21 protein-coding genes are annotated in these 18,624 nt (G+C 44.8%); 13 read left to right on the top strand and 8 right to left on the bottom strand.

Annotated elements, in window-relative coordinates; all coding sequences use genetic code 11:
• Positions 1–202: 202 nt before the first annotated feature.
• A complete protein-coding gene (locus ACYVE4_RS20715) occupies positions 203–427 on the top strand; it encodes a FeoA family protein (protein WP_461042132.1) in 225 nt (74 codons plus the stop codon).
• 63 nt (positions 428–490) lie between these two features.
• Positions 491–2,605 carry a ferrous iron transport protein B gene (gene feoB, locus ACYVE4_RS20710; RefSeq protein WP_461042131.1) on the top strand — a complete coding sequence of 705 codons (2,115 nt, stop codon included), beginning with the start codon at positions 491–493 and terminating at the stop codon, positions 2,603–2,605.
• A gap of 129 nt (positions 2,606–2,734) precedes the next feature.
• Here feoB and ACYVE4_RS20705 read toward each other — a convergent pair whose 3' ends face one another.
• Positions 2,735–2,896 carry a hypothetical protein gene (locus tag ACYVE4_RS20705; protein WP_461042130.1) on the bottom strand — a complete coding sequence of 54 codons (162 nt, stop codon included), beginning with the start codon at positions 2,894–2,896 and terminating at the stop codon, positions 2,735–2,737.
• Between the two features lie 211 nt (positions 2,897–3,107).
• The gene (locus ACYVE4_RS20700; protein ID WP_461042129.1) at positions 3,108–4,625 is read right to left on the bottom strand and encodes an NAD(P)H-hydrate dehydratase; all 1,518 of its coding nucleotides are present in this window, start codon (positions 4,623–4,625) and stop codon (positions 3,108–3,110) included.
• A 125-nt stretch (positions 4,626–4,750) separates the two neighbouring features.
• On the opposite strand from ACYVE4_RS20700, the gene rplS reads away from it, so the two are divergent.
• The 3 genes from rplS (at position 4,751) to ACYVE4_RS20685 (ending at position 6,961) form a co-directional block, all read left to right on the top strand.
• The gene (rplS, locus tag ACYVE4_RS20695; RefSeq protein ID WP_461042128.1) at positions 4,751–5,125 is read left to right on the top strand and encodes a 50S ribosomal protein L19; all 375 of its coding nucleotides are present in this window, start codon (positions 4,751–4,753) and stop codon (positions 5,123–5,125) included.
• A 73-nt stretch (positions 5,126–5,198) separates the two neighbouring features.
• Positions 5,199–5,978, top strand: a complete 780-nt coding sequence (dapF, locus tag ACYVE4_RS20690) for a diaminopimelate epimerase (protein WP_461042127.1) — start codon at positions 5,199–5,201, stop codon at positions 5,976–5,978.
• 53 nt (positions 5,979–6,031) lie between these two features.
• Complete coding sequence (locus ACYVE4_RS20685; protein ID WP_461042126.1) at positions 6,032–6,961, top strand: bestrophin family protein; 930 nt, start codon at positions 6,032–6,034, stop codon at positions 6,959–6,961.
• A 62-nt stretch (positions 6,962–7,023) separates the two neighbouring features.
• Here ACYVE4_RS20685 and ACYVE4_RS20680 read toward each other — a convergent pair whose 3' ends face one another.
• The 3 genes from ACYVE4_RS20680 to ACYVE4_RS20670 form a co-directional block, all read right to left on the bottom strand.
• Positions 7,024–7,332, bottom strand: a complete 309-nt coding sequence (locus ACYVE4_RS20680) for a rhodanese-like domain-containing protein (RefSeq protein WP_461042125.1) — start codon at positions 7,330–7,332, stop codon at positions 7,024–7,026.
• A gap of 53 nt (positions 7,333–7,385) precedes the next feature.
• Positions 7,386–7,694: a hypothetical protein gene (locus ACYVE4_RS20675; protein WP_461042124.1), complete on the bottom strand. Its 309-nt coding sequence runs from the start codon at positions 7,692–7,694 to the stop codon at positions 7,386–7,388.
• Positions 7,695–7,780: 86 nt separating this feature from the next.
• Positions 7,781–8,146 (bottom strand): hypothetical protein, encoded by a 366-nt coding sequence (locus ACYVE4_RS20670; RefSeq protein ID WP_461042123.1) that lies wholly within the window; start codon positions 8,144–8,146, stop codon positions 7,781–7,783.
• 163 nt (positions 8,147–8,309) lie between these two features.
• On the opposite strand from ACYVE4_RS20670, the gene htpG reads away from it, so the two are divergent.
• A complete protein-coding gene (htpG, locus tag ACYVE4_RS20665) occupies positions 8,310–10,139 on the top strand; it encodes a molecular chaperone HtpG (RefSeq protein WP_461042122.1) in 1,830 nt (609 codons plus the stop codon).
• Between the two features lie 82 nt (positions 10,140–10,221).
• Here htpG and ACYVE4_RS20660 read toward each other — a convergent pair whose 3' ends face one another.
• The gene (locus ACYVE4_RS20660; protein WP_461042121.1) at positions 10,222–10,854 is read right to left on the bottom strand and encodes a DUF4126 domain-containing protein; all 633 of its coding nucleotides are present in this window, start codon (positions 10,852–10,854) and stop codon (positions 10,222–10,224) included.
• An 8-nt stretch (positions 10,855–10,862) separates the two neighbouring features.
• Positions 10,863–12,356 carry an ATP-dependent DNA helicase gene (locus tag ACYVE4_RS20655; protein WP_461042120.1) on the bottom strand — a complete coding sequence of 498 codons (1,494 nt, stop codon included), beginning with the start codon at positions 12,354–12,356 and terminating at the stop codon, positions 10,863–10,865.
• A 164-nt stretch (positions 12,357–12,520) separates the two neighbouring features.
• Between ACYVE4_RS20655 and ACYVE4_RS20650 the strand changes: the two genes are divergently transcribed.
• The 4 genes from ACYVE4_RS20650 to coaD all read left to right on the top strand — a co-directional run bounded on the left by ACYVE4_RS20650 (position 12,521) and on the right by coaD (position 15,102).
• A complete protein-coding gene (locus ACYVE4_RS20650; RefSeq protein ID WP_461042119.1) occupies positions 12,521–12,955 on the top strand; it encodes a CBS domain-containing protein in 435 nt (144 codons plus the stop codon).
• 120 nt (positions 12,956–13,075) lie between these two features.
• Positions 13,076–13,588 carry an NUDIX domain-containing protein gene (locus ACYVE4_RS20645; protein ID WP_461042118.1) on the top strand — a complete coding sequence of 171 codons (513 nt, stop codon included), beginning with the start codon at positions 13,076–13,078 and terminating at the stop codon, positions 13,586–13,588.
• 74 nt (positions 13,589–13,662) lie between these two features.
• Positions 13,663–14,553: a DUF3822 family protein gene (locus ACYVE4_RS20640; RefSeq protein ID WP_461042117.1), complete on the top strand. Its 891-nt coding sequence runs from the start codon at positions 13,663–13,665 to the stop codon at positions 14,551–14,553.
• Between the two features lie 78 nt (positions 14,554–14,631).
• The gene (coaD, locus tag ACYVE4_RS20635; RefSeq protein WP_461042116.1) at positions 14,632–15,102 is read left to right on the top strand and encodes a pantetheine-phosphate adenylyltransferase; all 471 of its coding nucleotides are present in this window, start codon (positions 14,632–14,634) and stop codon (positions 15,100–15,102) included.
• 10 nt (positions 15,103–15,112) lie between these two features.
• On the opposite strand, the gene ACYVE4_RS20630 is transcribed toward coaD, so the two are convergent.
• Positions 15,113–15,820 carry an NUDIX hydrolase gene (locus ACYVE4_RS20630; protein WP_461042115.1) on the bottom strand — a complete coding sequence of 236 codons (708 nt, stop codon included), beginning with the start codon at positions 15,818–15,820 and terminating at the stop codon, positions 15,113–15,115.
• 118 nt (positions 15,821–15,938) lie between these two features.
• Between ACYVE4_RS20630 and ACYVE4_RS20625 the strand changes: the two genes are divergently transcribed.
• From ACYVE4_RS20625 to ACYVE4_RS20615, 3 genes are all read left to right on the top strand, one after another.
• Positions 15,939–17,228, top strand: coding sequence for a hemolysin family protein (locus ACYVE4_RS20625; protein WP_461042114.1), 1,290 nt, complete (start codon positions 15,939–15,941; stop codon positions 17,226–17,228).
• Positions 17,229–17,566: 338 nt separating this feature from the next.
• Positions 17,567–18,208 carry a response regulator transcription factor gene (locus ACYVE4_RS20620; RefSeq protein ID WP_461042113.1) on the top strand — a complete coding sequence of 214 codons (642 nt, stop codon included), beginning with the start codon at positions 17,567–17,569 and terminating at the stop codon, positions 18,206–18,208.
• 35 nt (positions 18,209–18,243) lie between these two features.
• On the top strand, positions 18,244–18,624 hold the full coding sequence (locus ACYVE4_RS20615) for a hypothetical protein (protein WP_461042112.1): 381 nt from the start codon (positions 18,244–18,246) through the stop codon (positions 18,622–18,624).

The following is an 18,624-nucleotide window of genomic DNA, read 5'->3' as shown; positions in this document are numbered from 1 at the left end:
CCTACATTCTGCCTACAGGAAAACCTATAATTTGTCGTTATTCAGAAGATTCTTCGTTAAGACCTGGCGTGGAAGTGACGTAAAAGGGAGTTTGAAGGTCTGAAGAGCCAGGATTTATAGGCGGCAATTTGCATCCGAGAACTTTCTGCCGTAATCTTGCATTACTTAAACTGAATCTAAATAAGTTTAATAGTACCCACCTATGCAAAAACGAAGTGTTGCTGATTTGAAAATTGGTGAACGAGCCACAATTCAGTCATTTAGTAACCAGACAATGTCACTTAAGTTGCTGGAAATGGGGTGTTTACCAGGTTCTGAAGTTTGCTTATGCGGCAAAGCGCCCTTAGGGGATCCTATTTGTCTGGATGTATCAGGATACTGTCTGGCCCTGCGTAAATCAGAGGCTGCTACTATTTTTATTGACTAGTTTATGGATTATTGTCTGTAGTCATCAGATCGCAATAAGCCATAAACCACAAATTGTAAACAGTTGAGTTCCCCCGTAATCGCCCTTGTTGGCAATCCGAACGCTGGTAAATCGTCTCTGTTCAACCAACTGACAGGTCTGCGTCAGAAAACAGGCAACTTTCCCGGGGTTACAGTCGATAAAAAATCTGGAACTTGGCTTATTGACTCCCAAACAACAGCCACAGTTGTTGATCTTCCTGGCGTATATTCTATTTATCCGAAATCGCTGGACGAACAAATCGTTACGGATATTCTAGCCAATCCGGCTCACTCCGATTACCCAGATGTGGCTATTGTTGTGGTAGATGCATCTAATCTGCACCGGAATTTACTGCTCTTCACGCAAGTCGCTGATCTAAGTGTTCCTGTTATCCTGGCCCTGAATATGCTGGATGTGGCGCATCAGCAGGCTAAAGAGGTGAATGCCGTAAAGTTAGCGATGCTCTTAGGGGTACCGGTTGTCCGTATTAATGCCCGAACGGGAGAAGGGACAGATCAACTCAAGAAAGCGGTTCTGGCGCAAATCAATGAACCAACTTTGCCGGGTAAACTTTTTTTCGATCCCCTGGACGAGGCCGAGGGATTAATTACGGATACGAAGGCTCAATATGGTCTTGATAATAATTACCTGGCGCTACAATATATCATTCAGCATGATGGATTTACGTTTCTGAATCGAGAGCAACAGCTTGGTTTAGATGCTATTATCGATAAATATCAGTTTAGCGAACATACCTTTCAGGCAGCCGAAACGATCACACGCTATAAACGAATAGCCAGTGTTGTGGCTGAAACGACAACAAATAAGCGGCCAGTTGGTCAACCTACCTGGAGTCAGAAACTGGATAAGATTCTCCTGCATCCTATTTGGGGTTACGCAATTTTCGCCCTGGTTCTGCTGCTGATTTTTCAGGCCATTTTTGCCTGGGCTCAACCATTTATGGATAGTATCGATAATGGTGTTGCCTGGTTGAATGGTTGGCTGAAAGAACAGCTTCCCGCTGGTCCGCTTACCGATTTACTAACCGATGGCGTTTTGGCGGGTATTGGTGGTGTTTTAGTGTTCATTCCGCAGATTGCGTTTCTGTTCCTGCTAGTAGCTTTGCTCGAAGAATCGGGTTATATGTCGCGGGTGATGGTCATTATGGATCGGATTATGCGCAAATTCGGGCTGAATGGCCGTAGTGTCGTACCGCTGATTTCAGGCGTTGCCTGCGCCGTACCGGCCATTATGGCAGCGCGTAGCATCGGGACCCGCCGTGACCGATTAATTACGATTTTGGTAACACCACTGATGAGTTGTTCGGCCCGGTTACCGATCTATACAATTCTGATTGCGTTGGTTGTCCCAAACCAGCGTGTGCTGGGCGTTTTTAACGTACAGGGGTTAGCGTTGATGGGCTTATATTTGCTAGGTCTGGTGAGTGCACTACTAGCTGCTTATATACTAAAACTGGTTCTTAAGACAAAAGAACGTAGCTATTTCATTATGGAATTGCCAACGTTTAAACTCCCCCGTTGGAACCACGTCGGACTAACCGTTTGGGAAAGCGTTCGGGCGTTTGTTTGGGAAGCGGGTCGGGTTATTCTCGCGATTTCAATTGTGTTGTGGGTACTAGCCAGCTATGGTCCTGGCGATGCGATGGAGCAGGCAGAAACTCGGGCAAGGCAACAAAATTCAACAATGGCAGCGGATGAACTAGAAAATCACATTGCCTCTGAACGGCTTGAGGCCTCTTATGCGGGGCTATTTGGCCATTTTATCGAACCCGTAATTCGACCGCTCGGCTACGACTGGAAAATTGGTATTGCGCTACTCAGTTCCTTTGCTGCCCGCGAGGTATTTGTCGGCACTATGTCTACGATCTACAGCATCGGCAGCAGCGACGATGAAACAGGCGTTACCATTCGCGAGCGACTTCGCCAGGAACGTAATCCCAAAACGGGTGGACCCATGTACACACCTGCGTTAGCCTGGTCGCTGCTGATTTTCTATGTATTTGCGATGATGTGTATGAGCACATTAGCCGCTACACAACGCGAAACAAAAAGCTGGAAATGGCCTACTGTGCAATTAGTCTATATGATGAGCCTTGCATATGTAGCCGCCCTATTTACGTATCAGGTTATGAAATAACTATTTTGTCATGCTGCCGCAGGAAGCATCTTACAAACACCTTTTATACAAATAAGGACAATTTAAGATACTTCCTGCATCAGCATGGCCAATGCGCTCATTTTTACTAAGTCTTGAAACTTGAAATGCTTACCAAAGCACCCCTTTAGATACGAGCGGATAAATGTGGTAAAGGATATAGCCCAGTAGGGCAACCGTCAGGCTTCCTAAAGCAGTCGTTATATCAATGGCCGGTTTCGTTTTTCGGGCTGGTTGGTCAAATTGCCAGCTTCGCTGGGCGGTGGATTTCATTTGTTCGTCAGTATAAGTTGTTTACGGGGCAAAATTGGCTATTTGTTCAATGCCGCAATAGCGCAAAAACCCCGTAAATTTTCATTACGTATAACTACCTGATCTGACGTTGATCTAAAGTGCAAGCGGCTGAACGTGTAGTTTGAAATAAGACGGAGCAGGTTTAAAGAAGTAACCGCTCCGTATATACGTAACACAAGTCAATACGGGGTCAATCCCAGCGAAGGGCATCAACAATATCTGAAGCAGTCATGCCGATTTGTCCGCGTTGGTCAGCAACTCTGTCACCCGCTAATCCATGCATAAACACACCCAGTACAGCAGCTTCGACAGAATCGTAATCTTGAGCTAGTAAAGCCGTCACGACACCTGTCAGGACATCACCCGTACCACCCGTGCTTAGGCCAGGGTTGCCTGTAGAGTTGAAATGAACATCTCCATCCGGCGTAGCAATCGCTGAGTAAGCCCCTTTTAAGACGACAATGACCCGGTGCTTTTTTGCAAAATCCCGCAGAATATTTAGTTTTTCATAATCATCCTGCCAGGCTTTTGTTAGCCGTTGGAACTCTTTAGGATGAGGGGTTAAAATGCTATTGGCAGGAATAAGTTTCAGTAATTCAGTGTTTTCAGCAATCAGATTTAGCGCATCAGCGTCTATGACCATTGGCTTTTTCACCGATTTCAATACGCCTTTCAGCATATCCAGTGTTTCATGCGATTTCCCGATTCCCGGACCGACGCCAACGGTCGTGTAATCGGCTGGGCCGAGATCGCCTATTTCACTGATACCCCGATCCAGCGTTCCGGTTAATACATTGGTTCCTCCATCGGGTCGACACATGGCTTCGGGAACGGCAGTCTGTAAGATATTGTAGCCGCACTTAGGAGTCTGAACTGTAAGTAAACCAACTCCCGACCGCAAACAGGCTTTTGCTGCCAGAACCGCTGCGCCAATTTTTCCGTAGCTGCCTACCAATAACAAGGCATGGCCAAACGAGCCTTTATGCGAATAGCGTTTTCGCTTTCGAAGTAGTAAACGGGCGTCCTGCGGTTGCGTAAAATAGTAAGGCGTAGGAGCCAGATCAATAAATCGTTTGCGCAAACGAATATCGACAATATGCCAATCGCCCACATAGGGGCCATTGTTAGGGAGCATAAACGCCAGTTTTGGCAACTGAAACGTAACGGTATAATCAGGTTCGACGATCACATCGGTCGGATCATTGGGTTGATCCGTGTAAAGACCACTAGCAATATCGACCGAAATGACTGTGGCTGGCGACCGGTTGATGCTTTCAACTACACTCTTCACAATGCCTTCCGTTGGCCGAGTTAGTCCCGTTCCAAGAATTGCGTCGATAACGACCTCGTTGTGGCGAAGTGCCGGAATCGCCTGCGCTGACTCGATGTAATGTATGGTTTCGGTGAGCAGTTTGAGCCGCCGATGATTATGCATAAAATCATCCGACTCGCGCGGGGCGTAGCGGACAACATTGACTTCAATTGGATAATTGCGTTCTAAAAGCAGGCGAGCGATGGCTAATCCATCTCCTCCGTTGTTACCAAGTCCGCAGAATAATTTAGTAGGTGTTGTATCAGGAAACCGATTTACATACCAATCAACAAATGCCAGCGCAGCGCGCTCCATCAGATTTATTGGGGCAATGGGTTCATGTTCAATAGTAGATTGATCAAGAGCTCTAATTTGGTCAACATTCAGTATTTTCATAAGGTCGGTGTCAGTGTACTCCGCATATTCGCCGTAATTTTACAAAAGTATTTTCTTTCGTACGGAGAAAATTACTATCTTTGCGGCTCATTTCGCAAATACTTATCTGGCGATTATATACGGTCATGAGCGAGTTAATCAAATTAGTGGAGGCAGACAACGCGCAGCGTCGCACCGAGTTGCCCACATTCCGGGCGGGTGATACGGTAAACGTACACGTTAAAATCCGCGAAGGCAATAAAGAACGCATTCAGATATTTACCGGTACGGTAATTCAACGCCGTAACCCAAGCAGCGGTGGCGAAACATTCACCGTGCGCAAAGTATCGAACGGTGTGGGTGTTGAGCGGATTTTCCCACTGCTGTCGCCCAATATCGACAAAATTGAAGTTGTTCGTCTGGGTAAAGTTCGCCGGGCTCGGTTGTTCTATCTACGCGGCCGCCAAGGTAAGGCAGCACGTCTGAAAGAGCGCAAGCCAAAGGCAGTTGCAGCAGCTTAATTGCCTGTTCTGTTTTCTCCAAGAATCAAAAGCTGCCTGAAAGGGTGGCTTTTTTATTTTAGAATCGACTTTCATGAACTTCAACTTTTTTAAATACCAGGGTACCGGAAATGATTTTGTGCTGATTGACGACCGCGATCAGACGTTTCCAGCTTCAGATCAGGCATTGGTTGAACGCCTTTGCCACCGTCGGTTTGGCATTGGCGCTGATGGACTAATTCTACTTCAGAATGATCCGGAATACGATTTTCGGATGGTTTATTTCAACGCCGATGGGGCTGAAGGGAGTATGTGCGGTAATGGTGGCCGATGTATTGTCCGCTTTGCGCATGACCTGGGCCTGTTCGAGAGCGAAACTCGTTTTCGGGCCGTCGATGGCGAACATATTGCGGTTGTTTGCGAAGAAGATATATTCTTGAAAATGAGCGATGTATCCGATATTGAAAATCGTGAAGGTCTTACATTTCTGAATACGGGTTCACCGCACGTAGTTCGTTTTGAAGATGACCTGGAAATGCTTGAAGTCGTTGAAGAAGGTCGTTCTGTTCGATACGATACCCGCTTCCAACCCGGCGGTACGAATGCTAATTTTGCCCAGGTGATCGATGGGAATACGCTGTTTGTCAGAACCTACGAGCGGGGTGTCGAAGATGAAACCTACTCCTGCGGAACAGGAGTAACAGCTGTTGCTCTAGTGGCTCATCAGCAACTGGACATGGCTGATCCGGTATTTATTCGAACATTGGGTGGTAATCTTCGTGTGTCATTCAATCCGTTGGGCAATGGACAGTTTGATAATATTTATCTGATTGGGCCAGCCAAACGTGTTTTTTCTGGTATGATAACTGTTTAGGGTAATTAGCAGTTAACAAAACTGTACTACACTATTCATTATCATCGCACTGAATGATTCTTTATAAAAACAAAGGACTTCTTTCCTCAATCTGGCATTTTCATACGGGACCAACGGCTAAGGCTTTGGTACGTCGTTTGGTCGTTGTGTTTCTCTACGTAATGGTGGTTACGATTGGCGAAATGTACTACGTTGATTTACGCCTGAAAGATACACCGGCGCCATTTCTTGGGGCAATGGGTATTCTGTTGAGCTTATTATTACTTTTTCGGACCAATACCGCCTATGACCGATTTTATGAAGGTCGGCAGGCTTGGGGCGTATTAGTCAATAATTGCCGAAATCTGGCCATCTTTTTCAACGCTGTTTTACCGCAGGGCGATGAAGAGAGCCGACTTTTCTTTGCCAAAGCGATTTCTAATTTTCCATTTGCGCTTAAGAATCACCTGCGCGAAATGCCTGGAATGCACGAACTCGATGTAGTTGAAGAAGGTGAAAAGCGTGACCTGAGTAACTTTGATCACAAACCGGCGGGCGTATCCAATCAGCTTTGGGTAAAAACAGAAGCATTGTATCGGGAAGGTCAGATTTCAGAATCGCAGCATATCAACCTGAATCAGTATTTAACGTCATTGATGGATGTTTGTGGCATTTGTGAGCGGATCAAAAGTACGCCGATTCCATTCTCCTATATGCTGTTTATCAAGCTATTCATAATGCTCTATGTGATCCTACTGCCTTTTACGGTTGTGTCAGTTTATGGGTATATGACAATTCCGGCTGTAATGCTCACGTCGTATATACTAGTGGGTTTGGAAATGATTGGTGAAGAAATTGAAGAGCCTTTCGGACTAGAGCGTAATGACTTGCCTTTGAATCAATTAAGTCAATTAATACGGGTGAATGTGCACGATATTCTTCAGATAAACTTACCCCATGTCGAAAAACAGGCAGCCAAACCCGGCTTCACGATTGTAACGTAGGTAAGTGTGATGTATGCTATAAGATGTGTGAAGTAGAGAGACAATCAGTTCACACATCTTACTTACTCTACATCCTCAACAATGCCGCCGTGGAGGTGATAAATAGATTTGTCCTGAAATTCAGGTTGACGAAGAAAATCTTTAGCGGCTACTCGACTTCGAGCGCCATTTGTGCACAGAACAATCAGAGAATGGTAGGGGAGTAGCTCAGTTTTTCGGGCTCGAATATCAGGTAAAGGAATATTGATACCGCCAATATTAAACTCGTCAAACTCCCATTCGTCGCGTACATCAATAACAGCCGTATTAGGCTGCTGACGGAGCATTTCAAGTTCAGTTAAGTTGATGTCGGTGTACGTTTGCGTAGTCATACGCAGGTGTAACAATCAATGTCGGATGCCTGTTCAATCTATGTGAACAGATCTTATCGAGGTTTGATCTCCAGAATGTCAATCTCACCTACTTTGGGTTTATGGCCCCAGCCACATAATAATTCTACTTGTTGCCCTGTCTCAAGAAATCGGACTGTAACGGCTCGTTCAAGTGTATTTGTGGAAGAAGGAATATCACTCAGCGCTTTTCGGTAAATGGATAGCGTAGCGGCAGTTGGTTTATAGATGATTTGGTTGCCAGTTGAATCCGTTTTCGCCAGACGGACGTTGTCTTCGCATCCATCGGCAATTAGTTGACTATCCGAAATAAAGGCGGCCTCCACACGTCCGGGCCCGTTCATAGCTTCTTGCTTACAACTCAGCAATAAGATTAATAGGCAACAGAAAGCAGTTTTCATTGGGCTGTTGTTTACGGAAATTATACTTTTCAACGCTTACTAATTTCCAGAACCTTAATTTCTGTAACAGTAGGACTTACCCAGCCACAATGTATTACACTTCGGTTAGCCGTTTCCATAAAACGAATTTTAATGGGTATACGGACGGAATCTTTAGCGGCTAGGGCGCTTATGGCTCGTTCGACAAGGGGTAATGTCGCAGCTGTTGGTTTATACTGTGATCCTGTATTTGGTAACGTTCCCGAATCTAATTGAATATTTACTTCACAACCATCAGCGTAAATAGTACTATTATCAATGAAAGCCAGTGCAGTCCGCTCTGGACCTACAATAGTTTCATTGTTAGATTGGCAACTTAATAAGACAACAAGCAGTAAATAGCAAACAGCTCTCATGGCGACAACAATTTTGCTAAGATAGACCCTGAGTAGTCAGAAAGGGTTGTATAGTCTATCAATAGTATGAGAACTGTCAATCTGTCAGAGTTGAATAGGTTGGAACAGGATTTGAAGAGCGGGCAGATATACCATACTCAATATTTATAGCTAATCATACTTTATGGAAGCCGTACAAAACGAGAAAGGGCAGATTTCGATCCATACAGAGAATATCTTCCCAATTATCAAGAAATTCCTTTATTCCGACCACGAAATTTTCCTTCGCGAGCTTGTTTCGAATGCCGTCGATGCGACTCAGAAACTCCGTCAACTTTCGTCATTTGGCGAATTCGGTGGCGAATTAGGCGATCTGAAAGTTACTGTTTCGCTGGACGAAGAAGCCAAAACGATTACAGTCAGTGATAACGGAATCGGCATGACTGCCGATGAAGTGAAGAAATATATCAACCAGATTGCTTTTTCTGGCGCAACTGATTTCCTGGAAAAATACAAAGATAAGACCGATGATAAAGGCCAAATTATCGGTCATTTCGGGCTTGGTTTCTACTCGGCGTTCATGGTAGCTTCAACGGTTGAAATCGTTACGAAATCGTATCGTGATGGTGCTGAAGCCGTACGCTGGGTGTGCGATGGCTCGACTGAATTTGAATTGACTACTGCGGAGCGTGCCGAACGAGGTACTGACATCATTCTGCATATCGCTTCTGATTCGGAAGAATTTCTTAACAAAGGTCGCTTACAGGGTATTCTGGATAAATACGCCCGATTCCTGCCCGTGACAGTTGAGTTCGATGGAAAGGCCGTGAACAACACCGCGCCGATCTGGACCAAAGCTCCATCGGAATTGACGGATGAAGACTATAAAACGTTCTATCGCGAACTATACCCAATGAGCGAAGAACCGTTGTTCTGGATTCATTTGAATGTCGATTATCCATTCAATCTGACTGGGATTCTGTACTTTCCACGTATCAAAAACGAACTGCGTTTCCAGCGCGAAAAAATTCAACTCTATAGCCGTCAGGTATTTATAACCGATGAGGTAAAGGATGTTGTTCCTGACTTTTTGATGATGCTGCACGGCGTAATCGACTCGCCCGATATTCCGCTCAACGTATCACGGAGTTTCCTGCAAGCCGACGCGAATGTCAAGAAAATCAATGGCTATATCACCCGTAAAGTAGCCGATAAACTCAACGACCTGTTCAATGCCGATCGAAAAGCATTTGAAGAAAAATTCGATGATATCGGCTTGTTTATCAAGTATGGTATTCTGAGCGATGAGAAATTCTGGGATAAGGCGAAAAACTTTGTATTGCTCAAAAATACGGATGGCAAATACGCTACGCTGGATGAATACCGCGAGAAAATTCAGGCCAACCAGACCGATAAAAACGAAACGCTGGTAATTCTGTATACGACCGACTCGAAACAGCAACATGCATATATAGAATCGGCAACGCGCCGTGGGTACGATGTTCTGCTGATGGATAATATCATTGATGCACACTTCATTAATGCCCTGGAGCAGAAACTTGAAAAAGTACACTTCCAACGCGTTGATGCCGATACGCTTGATAAGATCATTGACAAAGGTCTGAATAACGAAAGCGTGCTGTCGGAAGATGATAAGACAAAACTGAAAGGAGTTTTCGAAGAGGTTCTGAACAACAAAATGCTCAATGTAAGCATTGAAGCTCAGCCAACAGATGAATTGCCTGTAACGATCACGTTGCCAGAGTTTATGCGTCGGATGAAAGATATGTCAGCGCTTTCGGGCGAGCAATCATTCTACGGAAATTTACCTGTGACGTACAATGTGGTCGTTAACGCCAACCACCCGCTAATCAGCAAAATCTTGGCTGAAACGGATGCCGATTCACAAAAATCGCTGGTGAAGCAGGTTTATGATCTGGCGCTCCTGTCGCAAAATATGCTTACTGGTGCCGACTTGACAGCCTTCGTTCGTCGGACGGTGGAGAAGTTATAAAAGCAGGTGATTATTTCAGGGTAAACGTTGAAGGTTGGCTAACGCAGCACTGCTGCGTTAGCCAACCTTCAACGTTTAATTCTTAATGCCGCCCATTATTGCTGCGTGGAATTTGGCTAATCGATCCACCCGCTTGCTTTTTGGGACGGCTAAACCAGATTTTTCGCTTAGCAATCAGTCGCCCAAGAACGAAAATCAGTACCACACCTATTACGACGATCGCAATTAATGGCAGAAAAATCGTGAATAATGATAGACCAAAAGAGGCAACGTTTTCGCCCGTTGCCACAACAGGGTTAGCGACTCCCCCGGTTGTAGCGGTCGAGCCAAGCCGTATTAAACTAGTGCCTGCCTGAATAATTCCTGCTGAACTTCCACCAAACATCAGCCCCAATCCCCATTTCAGGACAGGATCGTCGATCTGCAAAAATGATGTACTGAGCAGTGTTCCGGCAATAATCGAGACGGGTGTAGCTACCGCATCCAGTGCGTTATCGAGCCAGGGAATATAATAAGCACCTACTTCAACTATAGTTGCTATGGTTAACCCCAACAGGGCTGGCCATTGACCGAGCCAGGCAAAATCTGGGGAAATATTGATGATCCCAAACTTAGTTGCAAGACTGGCAATCAACAATGGCACAAATATCCGGAACCCACAACAGGCAGCCAGACCAACGCCAATGCAGGCACTCATGATCCATTGAAGAGTCATAATCCAGTTTACGTAAAAAACTGCGAATTAAAGTTCATGAGAAACGCTTCGTCGGTGGATCGGGTCAGAGCCGTGTACAGCCATCGTACAAACTCATCGTTCACCTGGCCATCCGGTAAAAAACCCTGATCGATAAACACCGCACTCCATTGCCCCCCCTGCGCTTTGTGACAGGTAAGGGCATAGGCAAATTTCACTTGTAACGCATTCAGGTACGGATCGCGCTTAATGGCTTCGGCCCGCTCTTTTTTACTCTTTATATAAAAGTAATCCTTCATCACGCTTTCATACAACGCTTTATATTGGTCAGATGTTAGCGAAGGGACTGGCGAATGAAGCGTATCGAGCATAATTTTCGCGTCGAAATCGGGCTGGTCTTCATAATCGACCAATCGTAGCGTCACGGTTGCGAACCGAAAACCATGCATTTCTTCCTTATTCCGAATTTTCTGGACTTCCACGAATTCGCCATTCGCTAAAAATCCTGCCGAGGAGTCTTCATCGAGAATCGTATAATTATTTCGGGCAATCATGAGCATATCACCCGCATCAAGTTCTTCTTCACACTGGTCGATCATGCGCCGAACAAACTGGTTGTATTGAACGGCCGTTTTGTTCGAACGACAGATAATTGCCGTGTTTTCGCGCCCGTACTTGTCATAGGCATACCGAATACCATCTTCCAGTTTGGTTAGGGGCATTTTGTATATATCACTGAAAGAACGGACATTTAATTGAATGTCAGGGATTTCTGTTGACGTTGCTGCTGGTTTGTCACTGAGGAGCGTCTCGAAACTAACCGTTTTGGGCTTAGATGATGGAGCATCGTTGAGGAGCAGTCGCAAGCCGGTTGCATTGTACAAAATGCCCGATTCTTCATCCTGACGCATCACTTCGGTCAATTCCTGCTCATAAACCGTCATATCGAACGAACTGGCCAGAAACCCACGATCCAGCGCCGGACTTAGCTCTTTACCGATGGGAGGGAGCTGAGCTGTATCGCCAACGAGCATCAATTTATTCCCCGGATTTTCAAAGACAAAGTCGATTAGATCAGTCAACAATCCTTTGCCACCAAAATCGGCTTCGTCGGAAATCATCGAGGCTTCATCGACAATAAACAGCGTGTCTTCGTGGTAATTTTTTTGCCGTTGAAAAGCCAGCGTTCCCGATCCCGGATCAGCTACCTGACGGTAAATTTTCCGGTGGATAGTCTGCGCTGGTTTCTTTGCATAATTAGTCATCACTTTGGCGGCCCGACCGGTTGGGGCCAGCAACACCGATTTATACCCGAATCGGGGAAGAACTTTGATGAGTGTACCGACGAGGGTTGTCTTACCTGTACCGGCATATCCACGCAGTAGAAAACAATCGCGATAGTGCTCGTAATCTTCGTGGGTTATAAAAGCTCCAATCTGTTTGAAAAATTGTAACTGGCCCGGAGTGGGCTTAAAAGGGAAACGTTTAGCCAGCAAATGAGCGGCTGTTTGGGTTTCGTTCATGCTTCTAAGTTACAAAAAAACAGCATGCTAAAAAAGGCAAAATGGGCTAACAAGCCGCAAAAGAACAGCAATTTTTTACTACTTTTTTAATCTTTCCATGGGCTTCCTTTGCTTCTGTAGCCTTTTTTATTATTTTCACACACCACTAAATCCTTCTGACTCAAATGAAAATACGTCAAATTCTTCAGGGTAAATCCATTAATGCCCTGTACTCCGTTTCGTCGGAGGATACTGTTCTGGATGCCCTCAGGCTCATGGCCGATAAGAATATCGGGGCCGTACTAGTTGTCGACAATGGAGAACTTTCAGGGATTTTCTCCGAACGGGACTATGCCCGTAAGATCGTTTTGAAAGACCGGCATTCCGATGATACACGGGTTGCTGATGTTATGACAAGCAAAGTAATTACGATTGAACCTGATCAATCGTTGGACGAATGCATGGTAATTATGTCGGATAAGCATATTCGACATTTGCCAGTGATGGATAAAGGAGAGTTGATTGGCATTATTTCGATTAATGACGTTGTAACAGCCATCATTCGGGATCAGAAAACCCGGATCGACTCACTCGAAAGCTATATTACTGGAACGTATTAAGGCGTGATAAGAGATGAACGATGAGTGATAAACAGTACCAGCGTCAGCTCACTCAGCGTTCATCTCTTATAATTCATCACTAAAACCCTACCTTTGCGTCCCCTACAAGTAGATCATCGCATGACGCAGAAATTAGAGTTGCCTGGTGTAGACTCGTCCCGCCAGGAGGTGCAGAAGTTATATGGAAATCGACTCCGGCTTCGGGTTTGTGGATTATACCGGGAAGGCGATCAGTTATTGATGGTACGGCATCGGGGAATTGGTCTGACCGATACGTTCTGGTGCCCGCCAGGTGGTGGTCCACAGTTTAACGAAACCGCTCCTGACGCACTGGTGCGGGAATTTATAGAAGAAACCGGACTGGTGGTGGAGATTGGTGATATGCTATTCGTGAATGAATTCATTCAGCCCCCGCTTCATGCCATGGAGTTGTTTTTTGAGGTTCGGGCTATTGGCGGTTCCCTTCGGTTAGGCATGGACCCTGAGATGAGCCCGGACGACCAGATTATTGAAGAAGTGCGATTGATGAGTTTCGAGGAAATCAAATGGTATCCTCCGAAAGAAGTTCATCAGTTATTTCAATATTGCCAGTCGATCGATGACGTATTCAAGCTTCATGGCTATTTGAAATAAGTAATATTTTTGCAGCCTGCCCATAAAAACATAACTATTATCGAGATAATATTTACTTTTAGTTTACTGAATCTGTGCAACTCACTGTGACCCTCGCACCAACTGTTACTATACGGGACGTCTCATTCGACCCTAGAAGTACGGACACGTCCGTGTTAAGTCTGGAAGTCGGGCGGGATCGATTTCAGATATTGGTACAGGATAACCGAGGTCGGGCTATTTATCTCGAGGATTTTATGTTTCCCTCGCTGCTAAATGAACGTACACTGGTGGAACTCCTTCCGGATATCTTTCGCGGTCACGTTGTCTTATCGGCGAAAACCTGGCAGGAAATCCGTATTGGCATCAATTCGTCTTCATTCACGTTGATTCCTAAAGAGTTGTATCGCAAAGAATATGCGGATAGTTATCTGACGCTTATGCGTGGCAGTGCATTACCAGTACAGGAGTCGGCTCAGTCTTATCTGCATGAGAGTGAAGGCTTTCTATCAGTTTTCAATCTGCAACATTCCTTGCTGGATTACTTTTCAGAAGTATATCCGCTTCAACCGATGACGTTTGTTCATCAGACGAGTGCCATTATAAGGGCTACAGCCGACCTGAATCGTCATGCGCTCACACCCAACAATGTTTACCTCTATTTTGAAAACGAGTTTGTTACGATCTTATACCGGAAAGATCAGCAAGTCCGCTATTGCAATCGATTCGGGTATAAAAACGTACAGGATTTAGCCTATTATGTATTTTATGTTCTTGACGAACAAGGGTTAGTGGCCGATGCCGTTAGTATTTCCCTGTTTGGGGAAATTACCCCATTTGCAGAATCTTACACAGAATTAAGCCGTTTCTTGCCTAAGCTGTCATTTGGTCAAATTCCTCCTGGCATGACATTGTCTGGTGAATTTGAGGATTTACCAGCCCACCGTTATTTAAGTTTATACGGACTAGGTTTAATAAGCGACTGATTGACCGACTGACTGATTGAATAGACAAAAAATTTATTCAATCAGTCAGTCGGTCAATCAGTCGCAATTCGCGAAAATATGAAGCGTATTGCACTCTTCCCCGGTTCGTTCGACCCGTTTACAAAGGGTCACGAAGACATCGTATTGCGTGGCCTTCGGTTATTTGATGAAGTAGTTATTGGCATCGGGCGCAATGCCCATAAGGAACGTTATTTTCCACTTGAGCAAATGACTCGCCTGATTGAGAGCGCTTTTGTGGATTATCCTACCGTTCGTGTCATTAGTTACGATGGCCTAACCGCGAATGTTGCTCGTGAACTCGGCGCGAAATTTCTGCTTCGTGGGTTGCGAAATACAACGGACTTTGAGTACGAAAATGGAATTTCGCAGGTGAACCGATACATATACGAAGACGTTGAAACGGTTTTCCTGATTACATCTCCTCATCTGGCTCCGATTAGCTCCAGCATTATCCGTGATCTACATCGATATGGGCAGCATGTCGATGAATTTTTACCCTATCGAATACAAGAAGGAAAGTTGGTATAGCCTGACCAGATTACACCTTTTCGCCTTTACCAGCTTCGTCGATTACGTACCGGATAGAGCTAAATGAATTCGTAAGGGCTAATTTCGTCTCACGCCAGTTCAGCCAGGCGAGTTTCTCAATATCTTCTTCGGCTTGAGGTGTCATCCGACTATCATCCAAAACGCCCATTCGGTACCATCGAGTACGTTTCAGAATACGATTTCCATTGAGTGTATACGTATGCCAGGTCGTGCAGATTCGCTCGCTGACCGATACCCGAACGCCCGTTTCTTCTTCGACTTCTCGGGCTGCTCCCTCTTTCGATGATTCGCCAAGGTCTAGTTTCCCTTTGGGCAAATCCCAAACCCCACGCCGGAACATCAGTAGCAGTTTATCGCCCTTAAACACAACGCCACCGGCCGCCTTGATAATTTTGAATGGTTTTTTTATAGCTTCTTCGCAAGCGTCTTTATCCAAACAACCTAATGTTACCGAAAGCATCTGGCTTGTATCAGCTTTTTGAAGCAGCGAGAGCAGTTTGCTAATTGTCGATGGCGTTGTGTTCAGAATGAGCAAATGACCATGCAGCGCTTCTTCTTTCAGTACTTCCAGACGAGCGTCAACAATTTCATCGTAATCCGTGAAGGTCGGCTTATTTGTCGACTCTGAACTAGTTAATTGAGCTGCGGCTTTGGGGCCAATGAGCCGGATTGGGTGGTCGTTTATAAAAACAATCATCAGAACAGTAGCGGTTCAAGTTGTAAAAGTAGCAAAACAGTTGATCTGTCGCATGGTTAAACCTGTTGCAAACCAGTTCAGTTTCTATATTTTTGCAATCAGACAACCTTATTCCTTTGTGGAACTCCTTATTATTTTGCTTTTGACGCTCCTGAACGGTGTGTTCTCGATGTCAGAAATTGCCTTAGTATCTTCCCGTAGGTCAAAATTAGAAGCCGCTGCCAAAAATGGTGATCGTCGGGCGCAAGTTGCGCTGGATTTATCGAATTCACCCAATCGCTTTTTATCGACTGTACAGATTGGGATTACCCTGATTGGTATTTTACTGGGTATTTTCTCTGGCGATAAACTGACAGATGATGTACAGGCTTTCGTCGCGCAAATAGATATTCTAAAACCTTACGCAAACTCGATTGCCGTCGTCTTGGTTCTTTTGTTGTTGACTTATCTTTCGCTGGTGTTTGGTGAATTGGTACCTAAACGCATTGGACTATCCAATCCGGAAGGTATTGCCAAAACGATGGCAGGGCCGATGATTTTATTGTCGAAAGTGACCTCGCCATTTATTGCACTGCTGACCGTTTCAAGCGATTTATTGCTTAAGGTGCTCAATATCAAACCCAACGAGAGTGCTGTAACGGAAGAGGAAATTAAAAGCCTGATTCAGGAAGGCACCTCTGGCGGAGCCATCGAAGAAATTGAGCAGGAGATTGTTCAGAACGTATTTCAGCTTGGCGACCGTAAGATTACTTCGCTGATGAGTAATCGGCAGGAAATCGTCTACCTCGATCTGGAAGATGATCTTGCTGAAAACAAGGCTAAAATTCTGGAATACAAACACTCCGTTTATCCGCTTTGTAATGGTGGTGTGGATGAGGTGGTTGGACTGATTTATTCTAAAGACTTTCTGGGAAAAGACCTCGATACCGAACTACTGCATCTGAATGATATAAAGCGGGATGCCTTATTTGTCCCTGAGAATAATCGGGCCTATCAGGTTCTTGAGCGATTTCGGGAACGACGTCAGTACGTAGGCATTATTGTTGATGAATATGGCGGAGTTTTGGGAATTATTACCCTCAACGATATTCTTGATGTATTGGTTGGCGACATCAATGACGACGTTAATGCAGATTATGAAATTAGGGAACGTGAAGATGGTAGCTTCCTGATTGATGCCCAATTACCGTTTGAGGATTTTCTGTCTTACTTCTCAATTAACATCAACGCCCAAACCAGACGGGAACTAACCGGCTTCGATACACTCGGCGGATTTGCGCTCCATATTCTGAAAGATATTCCAAAGACTGGTGAAACGTTTGTTTGGCACAAGTACCGGTTTGAAATTATGGACATGGATAAAAGTCGAATCGATAAAATTCTGGTCAGTAGACTAATTGAAGAATAAAAAATTAAATAGGTTTTTTTTCACGCCCGGTAAATAGCCGGGCGTTTTTGTTAGTGGTGGGTGAATATCCTTAAATTATAGGATACTAAATCATCAGGATTAGGGATTTTAAGGAGAGGTCATAAGCGTGACCTTTGTCATGTTCGCTTATCCACACCATCAACTTATCCGCCTACGCAGCAAGGTCGGAATGGCTCCGACTTTGCTGAATGTAGGTCAATAACTTTTGATTTATATCCTTATTCAATACAGAAATTAATAACCCATAGTGATCTGTAATTTATTGACTGATAGTTATTTATTTTTGAGATTGATTTATCTACTGCTGATACCGCACCATGCGTATTCTCGTTGCCGAAGACCATCGAATGATACTGGATAGCCTGACTATGCTCCTGTCGAGTATCGACGATATTGAAGTTGTATCGAAACATACCAATGGCCGACAGGTATTAACAACCTTGGAAATTGAACCGGACATAACCCTTGTTGTTTCGGATGTCCAAATGCCCGTGATGGGAGGTATCGAACTGACGCTTCAACTCCGTGAGCGTTTTCCTCATGTAAAAATTTGTTTATTGACCGTAGCCGATGAACCCGATGCCATCAAAGAAGCGATTCGTGCGGGCGCTGACGGCTACGTACTGAAAAGCGCTGAACGAACCGAACTGGAAACAGCGTTGAGGATGATCAGTCAGGGGAATAAATTTTACAGTGAGAAGGTATTGATGCAACTGGCCAATGAAACGGGTATCGAGCTAGTGCCCGATACCAATAAGCCGCAAAAGATAGCGATCACCCAGCGCGAACTGGATGTCCTGAAATTGATTGCTCAGGAATATTCGGGTACGCAAATAGCTGAAAAACTATTCATTAGCCCCACAACGGTAGAAACGCACCGCAAACATCTTATGCAGAAATTAGGCGTACAGACAACCATTGGGCTGGTGAAGTATGCCATTAAATATCAACTTGTTTAACTTAATTGTTCCACGTTTAAATCCCACTCAAAATAATGGCTGAATCGAATGAAGAGAAAGAATCAAAAGAAGTAAAATTTAGATATTACCTCCTGAAAGGGAAAGCAACCATTGCTCAGACACCTCAATTTACATTGGTTCTCCTTCACGATGATGAGGTTAATCCTCGACGGGAGACGTTGGCATTTAAGCCCCGGCTAAAGCGTGCTCCCAATCCGGGGCCAGGCCATATAATAGCAAATAAGAGTATAGAAATTTTGATATCGTTCGATAGGGCCTGGTTCGAAGACACTATGAAAAAGGGCTTTCTTTTTCCACATCCCCAAAAGAATGGATTCATAGTTGAGGAATTTGAAGATCTTGACCCACAAACTGAAGATAGAATGGCCGACATGAATCCAATCGAGCCAGTCTAA

It is taken from the genome of Spirosoma harenae (assembly GCF_054776975.1).
The sequence above is the reverse complement of the archived record's forward strand: the minus strand, read 5'-3'. Positions and strand labels throughout refer to the sequence as shown.